The sequence below is a fragment of the Rhodococcus sp. 24CO genome, assembly GCF_050586165.1.
Lineage (GTDB): Bacteria > Actinomycetota > Actinomycetes > Mycobacteriales > Mycobacteriaceae > Rhodococcus_F.
In genome coordinates, this window is the sequence record NZ_JAZFNF010000017.1 from 1 (window position 1) to 12,752 (window position 12,752).

Below are 12,752 nucleotides of genomic sequence, written 5' to 3' on the forward strand. Positions count from 1 at the left end.
ACCGCATTCAGCACGCGGAGGACGACCGCCTGCCGCTTACCGCCGGCACCGCGTAACTAACGTCCGTACCTCATACAGCTAGATGCCGGTGACGGCAATGCCGATCGCCGCGACAGTTATCATCGCAAACCCGAAACACGCTAGTACCCACTACCGTTCACCGCCGACACCATCGTATGGCGATGCCGTGCAAGCCAGAGAGCGTAGGGTGCAGCAACTGCGAGACCCAGGCCCGCGAGAACGGCGAAGACCACATGCACCCGGATCATGGACACGAGAATTCCTCAGCGCCCTGTGACATCGACGGGGCTGTCATGCTTTCTTGACGAACTCGGATTTCAGTTGCATCGACCCTATTCCGGCGATTTTGCATTCGATATTATGGTTGTCGGCACCGTCAACCAGGCGTATGTTACGCACCTTGGTTCCAGCTTTGATTCCTGCCGGGCTGCCTTTGACCTTCAAGTTCTTCACAACGATAACCGCGTCCCCGTCGGAAAGCTCATTTCCGACGGAGTCGACAACGATGGACCGGTCGACCATCTGCGATCCCTGGTGAGATGTCCATTCGTGAGCGCATTCGGGGCACACGAAGAGCGCCCCTATCTCGTAACTGTATTCGCTGGAGCACTGTGGGCACGGCGGCAGTGAATTATTCACGGGTACATCCTCTGTGATCGGTCGGCATACTGATTTTTCGATTTCGTGAACCATCTCGTCAGGTTTACGGAGCAGAGAGCGCGGCGTCGTCGGCCGAAAAATCTGGTGGCGTGATGCATGTTGGCGGAGATCGTTCCGGCTGTCCCGAGCAGAGGCAGAGTCGACGTGCCCGCCACCGGACGCGATATACCGACGGAACTTGCCGGGTTCTTGTGACTCGTCTGCCGTGGGCACGTGGACGCTTACGTCTTGTTGCCTGTCTTGGGGACGCGGATGATCAGTGCGTCGCCCTGGCCGCCGCCGCCGCACAGTGCCGCGGCGCCGATTCCGCCGCCGCGGCGCTGCAATTCCAGAGCCAGATGCAAGACGATGCGCGCGCCGGACATTCCAAGCGGGTGCCCAACAGCAATAGCGCCGCCGTTGACGTTCACCTTGGCCGGATCGAGGCCGAGTTCACGCGTCGACGCAACGCCGACTGCTGCAAAGGCTTCGTTGATCTCGACGAGGTCGAGATCCTTGGGGTCGATGCCTTCGTTCGCGCAGGCCTTGGCGATGGCGCGCGCGGGCTGGGACTGCAGAGTGGAGTCCGGTCCGGCGACGGCGCCGTGGGCGCCGATTTCGGCGATCCATGTCAATCCGAGTTCTTCGGCCTTGGACTTGCTCATCACGACCACGGCGGCGGCACCGTCGGAGATCGGTGAGGCGGAGCCGGCGGTGATGGTGCCGTCCTTGCTGAAGGCGGGACGAAGCTTGCCGAGCGATTCTGCCGTCGTGTCGGCGCGAATGCCCTCGTCCTGCGCGAACACGATGGGATCGCCCTTGCTCTGCGGGATGGAGACCGGAACAACTTCGTTGTCGAAGAGTCCGTCTTTCCAGGCGCGGGCCGCCCTCTGGTGTGAGGCCGCGGCGAATGCGTCCTGTTCCGCGCGGGTGATGTGGCTGTCGTCCTGCTGGTTGACCTGCTCGGTGAGCAGTCCCATCGCTTGGTCGGTGAAGATGTCGTGCAGGCCGTCGTAGGCCATGTGGTCGCGAATGGTGACGTCGCCGTATTTGAACCCTTCGCGGCCTTTTTTCAAGCATGTGCGGTGCACGGCTCATCGATTCCTGACCGCCGGCGACGATGATGTCGACGTCGCGTTTTCCGTCGCGGATCAGCTGATCGGCCAGGGCGATGGCGTCGATACCGGAGAGGCACACCTTGTTGATGCTCAGGGCCGGAACGCTCATCGGGATTCCGGCTGCGACGGCAGCCTGACGGGCCGGTACCTGGCCGGCGCCGGCGGTCAGAACCTGGCCCATGATGACGTACTTGACCTGTTCGGGAGCCACACCGGCCTTGTCCAGTGCGCCTTTGATGGCGATTGCGCCCAGATCGGATCCGGAAGGTCCTTCAAGGAACCGAGGAGTCGACCCAGCGGGGTGCGGGCTCCGGCAACGATGACAGTGGGTGTTTTCAACATTCGTTCTCCAGTCTGGGGTCAGCCGATTGTCGTGCCGACGGCGCGGCGCGATGTATTTTGTGCAGGGTCAGTGCCACTCACGAGGTGAGGAGGAAGAAAACTCCGATCATCGCCAGTACTACGGCGGCGGCGGACAGCATTGCCGATGCCAGGGATTTCTGTGGTTGGTTCAACAGACGCCTCGTTCGAGTTGACCGTGTACCCCGAGATCGTCATGTCGTTGGGGGAATGACTGATTCGATGTCTTCATGGACGGTAGCGAGACTCGTAGGCCTGTTTTTCTTCGTCCATTTTCTTTTGCTCGTGCACATCGAGGAGCGACGGGTTCAACCCGTGGCTGACCAACCGGTGCCGCAGATAGATCTTCTTCAAGGCGAGAAGGAAGTAGACGAAGGGGAGGAACAGCAGGAGCACCATGCTGATTCGGATGATCCAGGGACCGGGAATCAGCAACAAACCGGCCAGGATAGGGAGCAATGGGACGATGCACCGGGTTGCGTAGCGGCGGGATGCGCCGCGGCCGGTGATGTCCTCGATCACCCACGGGAGGAACTCGTCCGGCAACGTTCGCCCCGCCAGGTATTTCACATGCTGGGCGAAGGTGGGATGGGAGAGATTTCCGTTCTGGGACATAATGATTCATTCCTCGATATTCATCGACGTGTAATGGCTTCTGGGGAGCACCAGCATTCGGGCGTACTCGATGGCGCGGGGTGTGTCGGAGAAGATATGCCTGCGTTCGCTGTCCTTGGTGGTGAAGACGCCCAAGGCTTTGAGCGGCCGTAGATGCTCGGATTTCATGCCGGAGATCAGCACGGTGATGTGGCGGTGTTCGAGTTTGTCGATGGCGTCCTTGAGCACGATGGCACCGGTGGCATCGATAGCGGTCACGCGTGACATCCGCAAGATGACCACCTTGACGTCGGAGACGTCGGCTAGTTCCAGGAGGAACCTGTGGGCTGCGGCGAAGAACAATGCGCCGTCGATGCGGTACGCGACGATGTGTTCGCGGAGCAGGTCGTGTTCTTCGCTCTGATGTCCGTCATCGTCGAGTGGGACCTGCTCGATCTTGGCCGATTTGGCGACAGCGCGCAGCGCCAGAATCGCCGCGAACGCGACACCGACCGCTACCGCGGTGACGAGGTCGAGTGCGACGGTGACCAGGAACGTCGCCCCCATGACCGCGGTATCCGCGCGGGTGGCGCGAGCGATGGCAATGATCGAGGCTGTTTCGACCATGCGCACTGTCGTGGCGAGCAGAACGCCGGCGAGGGCGGCCAGGGGTATTTCGGCGACCAGGGTCGATGCCAGGTAGACGATCGCGGCCAAGATGACCGCATGGGTCAGTGCGGCCAGGCGACTACGAGCACCGGAACGGACGTTGACCGCGGTGCGGGCGATTGCGCCGGTGGCGGGGACTCCGCCGAACAGGGGCGCGGCGATGTTCGCCAAACCCTGTCCGAACAGCTCCCGGTCGGGATTGTGGCGGGTCCCGACGCCCATCGAATCCGCCGCGGTCGCCGACAGCAGTGACTCGAGCGCTGCCAGCGCGGCTACTGCCAGTGCAGGGGCCAGCAGTGAGGTGAGGTCCCCGAGGTGCAGGAAGTTCAACGTCGGAGCGGCGATTCCGGAAGGGATTTCACCGATGCGGGCGATATCGAGGTGCAACAGTTGCGCAGCGAGTGTGGTGATCGCGACTGCGACCAGAGAGAAGGGAACTTTGGGCAGGTAGCGTCCACCGATGAGGATGGCGACGGCCACTACGAGTGCGGTCACGGGTGTGAGGATCGACGGGTGTGAGGCGAATTTGGCGACTGCGTCCGCCGCGCTACGCCACACCTTGTCGCCCTCGGCGTCGGTGATACCCAACGCGGCAGGTATCTGTTGCAGCGCGATCACCACGGCGATTCCGGCGGTGAACCCTTCGATGACGGGTGCCGGCATGAAGCGGACAGCCCGTCCGACTCCGGCAAATGCCAGGATCATCAGGACGATGCCGGCGATCAGCCCGACTGCGAGCACACCGGATCCGCCGTATTCGTGGACGATGGGGACCAGGACGACAGTCATGGCGCCGGTCGGGCCCGATACCTGGAAGCGAGATCCGCCGAACACCGCGGCCACCGCTCCGGCAATAACCGCGGTGGTCAGGCCGGCGGCTGCGCCGAGTCCGGTGGAGATGCCGAATCCCAGGGCCAGAGGAAGCGCAACCAGGGCGACGATCAGGCCGGCCAACAGGTCTGCGCCGGGAGCGCGCAGCGATGAACTCCATTCACTCCACCGGGGCAACAGGTCCCGCACGGCCTGGGCGGCTCGACCGAGCGTGTTCTCAGGTGCCGAAGTGGAATTCGATGCGGGCGTTTCGGTCATAAGGTCCTCGGTACTGCGAGAAGAAAGCGAAATACAGTCTGATTACTTGCTAACATTAGCAAGTAATCAGATGGAGGGAGTAGTGATGCGTGTAACGCCACTACGCGGGCTGCTGTGTGCGCCGTTGCTGCAATGCCGGGGATGTACCTGGTTGTGCCGCCGGTCTGCAGTGCCTACGGGGAGCGATGTGTGCCCATGGTGCGGTGAGCACCAGTTGGCGACTGCTGTTCTGGGCGCGGCGGCGTACTCGTAAGTCAGGTTTACCGTCGCAGCCGGCTGGGAATGGACTGGGGGCATTCGGAAGAAGATCCCGATCCGGGCGGTTGAGGGAGTCATGACCCGGATCGGGATCTTCCGAAAGGACTTCCGGCGCGAGCAGGTTCGACGTGCGAGGCGCTGGAAGTCCAGCTCGAGGGGATCAGTGATCGTCGGAGTGCGTGCGCACTCGCCGGAAATCGCTGTCACGTGTGGGAATAGCGTCTGTGAGCTCGTAGTCGAAGCTGGATAGCCGTTGCCGAAGTGCACGCAACTCTTCGCGGAGCGCATCGGGGAGCGTGTTTCCGCCGATCGTGGCGTACCACTCGTCGATCAGGGGGAGTTCGGATGCCCACTCGGTCGGATGGACTGCCAGAGCAGCGGTAACGGTCGGACGATGAAGTTTCAGACCGGTCAGATCCAACGAATCGAGGGTCGGTACATTGCCGATCGGGGTCACCTCGGCGTCAGCGGTACCCTCGATGCGTTCGAGTGCCCACTTGAGGATCCGAGAGTTCTCCCCGAAACCGGGCCACAGAAATTCGTCGTGGTCGCCGCGGCGAAACCAGTTGACGTAGAAGATCTTCGGCAGTTTCCATGAATCGGTGCGAGATCCGATATCGAGCCAATGTTGGAAGTAGTCTCCGACGTGGTAGCCCAGGAACGGCAACATCGCCATGGGGTCCCGGCGCACGACGCCGACCTCTCCGGCGGCGGCGGCCGTGGTCTCCGACGAGAGTGTCGAGGCGAGGAACACCCCGTGTTGCCAGTCGAAGGATTCGGTGATCAGGGGGATGGTGGTGGCGCGCCGCCCGCCGAAGAAGATCGCCGAGATCGGAACGCCCGCTGGATCGTTCCATTCGGGGGCAACTGTCGGGCACTGAGCAATCGGGGTGCAGTACCGCGAATTCGGGTGTGCCGCCGGTGTACCGGATCCCGGTGTCCAGTCACGTTGTCGCCAATCGGTGAGATGCGCCGGTGGTTCCTTGGTCATTCCTTCCCACCACACGTCGCCGTCATCGGTCAGCGCCACGTTGGTGAAGATCGAGTTCCCTTTGTCGATCGTCGCCATTGCGTGGGGATTGGTTTCGGTGCTGGTACCCGGGGCGACGCCGAAGAAACCGGCTTCCGGATTGACGGCGTAGAGCCGCCCGTCGTCACCGAAGCGCATCCAGGCGATATCGTCACCGATGGTTTCCGCTGTCCATCCGTCGAGGGTGGGATCGAGCATGGCCATGTTCGTCTTGCCACACGAGGACGGGAACGCTGCCGCGATGTATCGCACGGAGTTCTGCGGGGAAGTGAGCTTGAGGATGAGCATGTGCTCCGCCAGCCAGCCCTCGTCCTTCGCCATCTTCGAGGCGATGCGCAGTGAATAGCATTTCTTGCCGAGTAGCGCGTTGCCGCCGTAGCCGGAACCGTAGCTCCAGATGGTGCGTTCCTCGGGAAAATGAGAAATGTACTTGGTGTGATCGCACGGCCACGGCACGTCGAGCTGACCGTCGTACAAGGGCGCTCCGACCGAATGCAGGCATTTCACGTACTCGGCGCCGCCGCCGAGAGCATCCCAGGCCTGTGTGCCGGATCGAGTCATGACCTGCATCGACACCGCGACATATGCCGAGTCCGTGATCTGCACCCCGAACTTGGGTTCGGCGGCGTCGAGTGGACCCATACAGAATGCGATGACATACATGGTTCTGCCCGACATAGCACCGCGGTAGTGCTCGGTCATGACCGTTTTCATGTCGAGCGGATCCATCCAATTGTTCGTCGGCCCCGCATCATCACGCGACTGCGAACAGATGAACGTTCTGTCCTCGACCCGGGCGACGTCTTCGGGGTCGGATACACACCGGAACGAGTTCGGCTTTTGCTCCAATCGAACGAAAGTGCCCTTGTCAACGAGTATTTCGGTCAGCCGGTTCCATTCCTCGTCGGATCCGTCGCACCACACCACATTGCGTGGTGCGGTCAGATCCGCGATCTCCGCGACCCAGGCCGCAATGTCGGACCGAGTGCTGTGGGCAACGATCGGACCGGAGTCGATATGGGTTGTCACTGTGTCTCCTGACATATGTTCGGTGCACGGCTGCCCGTCCGAGCGGCTACGCGAAAAAGCTGGATCAGTGCTGGTGAGTGCTGTAGGGAGGGGTGTGGCCGAGGGATTTTGTCACCTGTCGCGCGATGGACGAGAGCAGCATTCGCTCATCCGGCGACGGGAGAGTGCACCCCGATGGTGTGATCAGTGCCAGGGAGCGGGCGCACGCAGCGATCATCTCCACAGTCAGAGCGGACACGCCGTGGCCGCACAACACACTCAGGAAACCCGGAAGCACCACGGCGCCGTGGTCGAAGCTCTCGTAGGGGAGGGCGACCACTCGGTTCGCGGTGACCGAATCTCTCCCGCAGCGATCGAGATCGACGAGAACATCGTTGTGTTCCATCAGACGGTGCAACGGGAACTGATGTGCGTCACTCGTACGCCAACTACTGATGCCGGCGACACCCGACATCAGTAGAGCCTGCCCGAGCATCGGAGCCCGATGGGCCCCGGTGATCACGACTTGCCCGACACGCGGGCCGACCTCGAGATTTTTCAGGGTCGAGATCGTCCTAGCCGTCAGAGTTGTTGTCACAACATCGGTTTCGGTAATGACAAGCGGACCGCCGCGTTCGGCCACGCCCTGGTGAAGTGCTACCGCTGCGTTCGCGTCCAGCCCGACGACGAATGCTGCGGAGATCCGCGGTTGCAAGCCCAGGACGCGGGCGATGACGGTGTTGACATCCGCGGTGGTTAAGGGCAATCGGACCGCGTGCAGAGCGGTCCGATCAGCGATCATGGCCACATAGTCCTCCATGGCCTCCCATGGTGATCGTGTTCTGGCCCCGGCGCGATGAGATTTGGCTGCCGAGACCCCGACAACCGCCACATCGACACCGATGAACAGCCCGTTGTCCGACTGGACGTCGTTGTTGTTCGTCACCGTTGACAACCTCTTTCGGATCGATCCGCCGGACGCTTCGGTTCATCTCTTCTACAATGTACGCACTTTAGAAATTTCGCAACTAGCGGGTAAGTGCAGGCGAAGCTTCGGCGAGTGCTGCGAGTTAGTTGTTGTGCTTGCCCGCCAACGCGGGCGGTTCCGGAATCTCTTCGACCAGCATCTCGGCTTGGCCGGCGACCATGCCCGTCAGGATGGCCCGGGCGGTGGTCAACAGGTCGGCGATGCGGGGAGACGTCAGGGCGTAGGACACGGACAAGCCTTCCCTGCGTGCTGTGACCAAACCTGCGCGGCGCAAGATCGACAGTTGCTGAGACAGATTTGCCGCCTCGATGCCCACTTCGGGCAGCATTTCCGAGACGGCGTGCTCGCGCTCACTCAGAAGCTCCAATACGCGAATGCGTGCAGGATGCCCCAAGGTCTTGAAGAAGTCGGCTTTCATTTGATAAAGCGGCTGGCGCGAGTTCACGACCACGACGCCTCCTGTCATTCGAGTTGGACAGCCGGCACGCTTCGTGTTCGGCGCGCGCCGCTGTCCTGCTCCTGCGATCGAGTGCAGAAGTCCCCACGGGTTGTGGTACTTGCGAATCTTAGCAATTTGCGTGAGTCTCCGTCGGTATCGCAGGTTTTGTGGCGAGTAGGTCGATTGCGATTGTCGAAACATGTTTCAGTCCAACTGCTCGATGCTGTTGAAATATGTTGTGGTATAGCTTTATTCGTCGAAGTTCAACTAGACAAACAAGTTCTAATATTCGAGTTACATCAGGAGGTACGACAAATATGGGAAATCCCGTGATCGTAGAGGCCGTCCGAACTCCCATCGGAAAACGTGGAGGTTGGCTGTCAGGTCTGCATGCCGCCGAGCTGTTGGGGGCAGCCCAACGAGGGCTGCTCGACCGCTCCGGAATCGACCCGATGATCGTCGAACAAGTCATCGGCGGTTGCGTCACCCAGGCCGGTGAACAGTCCAACAATGTGACGCGAACCGCATGGTTGCACGCAGGTCTCCCCTGGCAAACCGGATGCACCACCATCGACTGCCAATGCGGTTCAGCCCAGCAGTCAACCCATCTGATCGCCGGCTTGATCGCCACCGACGCACTCGACGTCGGGATCGGTTGCGGCGTCGAAGCAATGAGCCGAGTACCTCTCGGTGCCAACGTCGGCGAGCACGCCGGACCGCGCCGCCCACTCTCGTGGAATATCGACATGCCCGACCAGTTCGAGGCAGCCGAACGAATCGCCCGCCGCAGGAATCTGACCCGCGCCGACATCGAAGCATTCGGCGTGCAATCCCAGGAAAAGGCGCGACAGGCATGGGACGAACACCGATTCGACTCAGAAGTGTTGCCGGTCATGGCACCTGTCCAGTCCTCGGAGCCCAACACCGACTATGCGATGGTCGAGAAGGACCAGGGTCTGCGGGCGACGACCGCTGACGCACTGGCCGCCCTCAACCCGATCATTGCCGGCGGAATTCACACTGCAGGTACCTCGTCGCAGATCTCCGACGGCGCAGCCGCAGTCCTGTTGATGGATCAGAACCGCGCCGAGCAACTCGGCCTCACCCCACGAGCCCGGATCGTTTCGCAGTGCCTCGTCGGTGCGGAGCCCGAATTTCATCTCGACGGGCCGGTCCAAGCCACACAACGAGTGCTGGAACGGGCACAGATGAGCATTGCCGATCTGGACCTGTTCGAAATCAACGAAGCATTCGCCTCCGTCGTCCTGTCCTGGGCCAGTGTCCACCGCCCCGATATGGACAAAGTCAACGTCAACGGCGGCGCGATCGCTCTCGGACATCCTGTGGGCAGCTCGGGCGCCCGGTTGATCGCAACGGCACTGCACGAGCTCGAACGACGCGACGCCGCAACGGCATTGATCACCATGTGCAACGGAGGGGCGCTGGCGACCGCAACGATCATCGAACGGATCTGATAGTTGAGGTCGCCCGATGATCACGTGATCATCGGGCGACCCATGCTGTTTCGGCTACGGAGTGCAGCCAAGGACCGATGTCATCCCAAGCGTTCGATGATCGTCACATTCGCGGTCCCGCCACCTTCACAGATCGTCTGAAGACCAAAACGGCCCCCCGTGCGCTCGAGCTCGTTGAGCATCGACGCGAACAGTTTGGTTCCTGTCGCTCCGAGTGGGTGGCCCAGAGCGATCGCGCCGCCGTTGACATTGACCTTCGCCGGATCGGCACCGGTTTCCTTGATCCACGCCAAGACCACCGGGGCGAACGCCTCGTTGATCTCCACCACATCGATGTCGTCGATACTCAAACCGCACTTGCCCAGTGCGTACTTGGTTGCGGGGATAGGCGCGCTGAGCATGAAAATCGGGTCCGCACCCCTCGCGCTGAGATGATGAATGCGCGCTCGCGGAGTCAGTGAATGACGTGCCACCGCTGCGCCGGACGCGATGAGCACCGCGCTGGCCCCGTCGCTGATCTGACTTGCCGAGGCCGCGGTGATCCGGCCATCTGGCAGCAGTGACGGCAAGGCAGCCATTTTTTCGAGGCTGGTCTCTCGCGGACATTCGTCAACACGGAAGTCGCCCACCGGGACGATTTCGTTCTCGAAATGACCCTTCTCGATCGCCAGCTTGGCCCGAGCATGACTCTGCAACGCCCACCGCTCCATCTCGTCGCGACTGATCTGCCAGTTCTGGGCGATCATCTCCGCGCCACGAAACTGGGAAATCTCCTGATCGCCGTACATGCGGCGCCAACCCACCGAACCGTGAAACGGTGTGTCGAACCCGAACTGTTGCCCCACTGTCATCGCCGATGCGATGGGAATTTGGCTCATGTTCTGCACTCCGCCGGCGATGATGAGGTCCGAAGTGCCACTCATCACTGCTTGGGCGGCGAAGTGAACGGCTTGTTGACTCGAACCGCACTGACGGTCGACGGTCACCCCGGGGACCTCGACCGGAAGTCCAGCTGCCAACCAGGACGTGCGCGCGATATTTCCTGCCTGCGGTCCGATTGCATCGACGCACCCGAAGACGACGTCGTCGACGGAGTGCGGATCGATCTCGGTGCGTTCGAGTAAATGTGTCATGACGCCGGCACCCAGATCCGCGGGATGCGCGGCAGAGAGAGCGCCGCCCTTCTTCCCGATTGCTGTGCGTACCGCGTCGATGATGTATGCCTCAGGCATTGAGAACCTTTCCTCCACACTGGCCCGCGCAGCCACTTTCCTCAGCGCTGACGCGGAGACGGCGCCGAAACCACGGCGTCACCCCTTCTCTAACCAAGCAAATGCTTGGTAAACGCACCCTAGTGCCGAGCCTGGTTGAGGGAGCGGGCGCCCACCAGAAACACCTCTCCCGAGTCTCCAGATCCACATCGGAGGACGGGCGTATTCTCTGAACCACGTCAGATTCACCGTACGATTCGGCGACACAACCTACAAGAGGCCGAAAGGTCTTGGAGACCAATGCAACCGCGCAAAGAGAGCACCTGACTTGGCGCTCGATCTCGGGTGGCGTCATCGTGAGTGAAAGCCCGTTTCCACGATCCTCATTCGAAATAGCAATGAACGCTTACGTCGGATTCCTCGACGTTTTCGGGATCTTTCTGGTCGGTGGCACCTTCATTTCGTCCGACAACGCAACCATCACCGAGACCGGTTCCTGGTCGGTAAATATCCCTGCACTGGCGGTAACCGTCGCCAGCGTACTGGCAGGGTTCGTCTCCGGCGTCGTCATCGCAACACTGCTCATCCGTCAACGACCGCAGCGGCCAGCGCGGGTCTTGGCGGTAACAATTATTCTGCTTGCAGCGACCAGAGTCGCCATCACGATCTCGTCCACGGCGGCAGTCGTGGGGTTCCTTGTAACGCTTGCCGCCGGCGCCGCAAGCACTCTGATCAACACTGACGGACAACTCGTGACGACTATCCAGTACATAACTGAAAGAGTGTTGTCTCGCCATGCAAATCGACGACTCGTATGTAGGATGCAGCTCTCTGTTGCCTTCGCTGTAGGCGCTGTCATCGGAGCACTCGCATACCGAGTTTTTGCCAGCGCCGGACTGTGGGTAGCTCTGGCAGGCGCAATAGCTGCTATCGCGCTCACTTATGCGCCATTCGCATCGCAGGCCTCCACCGACCTTGATACTCACGATTAAAGTCGGATACACGGTCATTCTGATTCCCAAACCTTCATCCTTGAGAGTCGTGACCGCCTGGAAACGATTCTTCGTGCGGACGACGAGGATCGAGCTCTCCTGACGAGTGGTGTGCACCTGGTCGGCCGCCTGCCTCCATCCCGGGCAGGGATCGCCGGTTTCACTGATACCTGTGGAGCATTCTGACTTCCACCGTGTTGCTAGATGAGAAGCCGGCCAGGTCTCTCGAAAAAGTTGATTCCGGATCGTCCCTGGGCGGTGGAGCTTACTTCACTTCAGGTGCCGGTAGAGGGTGGTGCGGCCGACGCCGATGATTTCGGCGATGTCGGTCAGGTGCATTCCGTTCTCTCGCATCCGTTGTGCTTGTGCGAGTTTCGTCGACGTCATCTTCGGCGGCCGGCCACCGGTGCGGCCGCGGGCTCGGGCTGCAGCGAGACCGACCTGAGTCCGCTCCCGGATGAGATTGCGTTCGAACTCGGCGAGAGCACCGAAGATGGAAAAGATCAGTTTGCCGCCGGAGGTGGTGGTGTCGATCGCTTCGGTCAACGATTTGAATCCGACACCGCGAGCCGCCAAATCTTCTACCGTCTGCAACAGATGGGGGAGTGAGCGACCCAACCGGTCCAGTCGCCACACCACCAATGTGTCCCCCTCGCGAAGATGGGAAAGTAGGTCGCTCAGTTGCGGTCGGGTGGTGGTTGCACCGGAGGCGGTTTCGGTCCAGACTTTGAAACAGCCGGCAGTGCTCAGAGCGTCGCTCTGCGGATCATTGGTCTGGTCGGTAGTCGAGACCCTCGCGTAGCCCAAAAGTTCACCCATGAGGCAGCAGTGTTCCAGAACTCACCGACACGTCGAATAATG

The 12,752-nt window shown here is 61.2% G+C and carries 10 protein-coding genes and 1 pseudogene; 2 read left to right on the forward strand and 9 right to left on the reverse strand.

Annotated features, from left to right (window positions below; genetic code table 11):
* Window positions 1-312: 312 nt before the first annotated feature.
* From V2B23_RS28230 to V2B23_RS28260, 7 genes and pseudogenes are all read right to left on the reverse strand, one after another.
* Window positions 313-660 (reverse strand): zinc ribbon domain-containing protein YjdM, encoded by a 348-nt coding sequence (locus V2B23_RS28230; RefSeq protein WP_430953321.1) that lies wholly within the window; start codon window positions 658-660, stop codon window positions 313-315.
* A 242-nt stretch (window positions 661-902) separates the two neighbouring features.
* A pseudogene (locus tag V2B23_RS28235) lies at window positions 903-2,120 on the reverse strand (acetyl-CoA C-acetyltransferase).
* 246 nt (window positions 2,121-2,366) lie between these two features.
* Entirely contained in the window at window positions 2,367-2,753 is a 387-nt protein-coding gene (locus V2B23_RS28240) for a DUF5313 family protein (protein WP_430953281.1), read from the reverse strand.
* A 6-nt stretch (window positions 2,754-2,759) separates the two neighbouring features.
* The gene (locus tag V2B23_RS28245; protein ID WP_430953282.1) at window positions 2,760-4,490 is read right to left on the reverse strand and encodes a SulP family inorganic anion transporter; all 1,731 of its coding nucleotides are present in this window, start codon (window positions 4,488-4,490) and stop codon (window positions 2,760-2,762) included.
* Window positions 4,491-4,908: 418 nt separating this feature from the next.
* Window positions 4,909-6,822: a phosphoenolpyruvate carboxykinase (GTP) gene (locus V2B23_RS28250; protein WP_430953283.1), complete on the reverse strand. Its 1,914-nt coding sequence runs from the start codon at window positions 6,820-6,822 to the stop codon at window positions 4,909-4,911.
* A 49-nt stretch (window positions 6,823-6,871) separates the two neighbouring features.
* A complete protein-coding gene (locus V2B23_RS28255) occupies window positions 6,872-7,732 on the reverse strand; it encodes a hypothetical protein (protein ID WP_430953284.1) in 861 nt (286 codons plus the stop codon).
* Window positions 7,733-7,856: 124 nt separating this feature from the next.
* A complete protein-coding gene (locus V2B23_RS28260; RefSeq protein ID WP_233364995.1) occupies window positions 7,857-8,225 on the reverse strand; it encodes an ArsR/SmtB family transcription factor in 369 nt (122 codons plus the stop codon).
* A gap of 305 nt (window positions 8,226-8,530) precedes the next feature.
* Between V2B23_RS28260 and V2B23_RS28265 the strand changes: the two genes are divergently transcribed.
* On the forward strand, window positions 8,531-9,688 hold the full coding sequence (locus V2B23_RS28265) for a steroid 3-ketoacyl-CoA thiolase (protein WP_430953285.1): 1,158 nt from the start codon (window positions 8,531-8,533) through the stop codon (window positions 9,686-9,688).
* A gap of 80 nt (window positions 9,689-9,768) precedes the next feature.
* Here the strand turns inward: V2B23_RS28265 and V2B23_RS28270 are convergent, their stop codons facing one another.
* Window positions 9,769-10,920: an acetyl-CoA C-acetyltransferase gene (locus V2B23_RS28270; RefSeq protein ID WP_430953286.1), complete on the reverse strand. Its 1,152-nt coding sequence runs from the start codon at window positions 10,918-10,920 to the stop codon at window positions 9,769-9,771.
* 377 nt (window positions 10,921-11,297) lie between these two features.
* On the opposite strand from V2B23_RS28270, the gene V2B23_RS28275 reads away from it, so the two are divergent.
* Window positions 11,298-11,891, forward strand: coding sequence for a DUF1275 family protein (locus V2B23_RS28275; RefSeq protein WP_430953287.1), 594 nt, complete (start codon window positions 11,298-11,300; stop codon window positions 11,889-11,891).
* Window positions 11,892-12,161: 270 nt separating this feature from the next.
* On the opposite strand, the gene V2B23_RS28280 is transcribed toward V2B23_RS28275, so the two are convergent.
* Window positions 12,162-12,710, reverse strand: coding sequence for a recombinase family protein (locus tag V2B23_RS28280; protein ID WP_430953288.1), 549 nt, complete (start codon window positions 12,708-12,710; stop codon window positions 12,162-12,164).
* Between the last annotated feature and the right edge of the window lie 42 nt (window positions 12,711-12,752).